General features: G+C 65.5%; 1 protein-coding gene. It reads left to right on the forward strand.

Going from position 1 to position 275, the window contains the following annotated elements:
• Positions 1-10 precede the first annotated feature (10 nt).
• Positions 11-275, forward strand: a 265-nt coding sequence (locus SB719_RS19930; protein ID WP_412159705.1) for a hypothetical protein, incomplete at its 3' end; no start/stop codon positions are given.

The raw sequence follows: 275 nt of genomic DNA on the forward strand, positions 1-275 counted from the left end.
GCAGGCCAGCATGGAACTCGCGAAGGAAAAGGGCGCCTACCCGGTGTTCGCCGGCAGCGACTGGCACACCGGCGCGTACTTCAGCGACCGCAGCTACAACTCGCCCGAGTGGATGGACCTCGCCGCGCAGGTCGGCGTCAACGGCATGCGCAACGGCTGGCTGATGGCGGTCGCGCCGAACATGTCCACCGCGCAGATCGCCGGCTCCACCGCGTCGATCGACCCGATCTACTCCGCGTTCTATTACGAAGAGAAAAAGGATTACCGTCGCCCGG

This window comes from Pantoea sp. SIMBA_079 (genome assembly GCF_046940275.1).
GTDB lineage: Bacteria > Pseudomonadota > Gammaproteobacteria > Enterobacterales > Enterobacteriaceae > Pantoea > Pantoea borealis.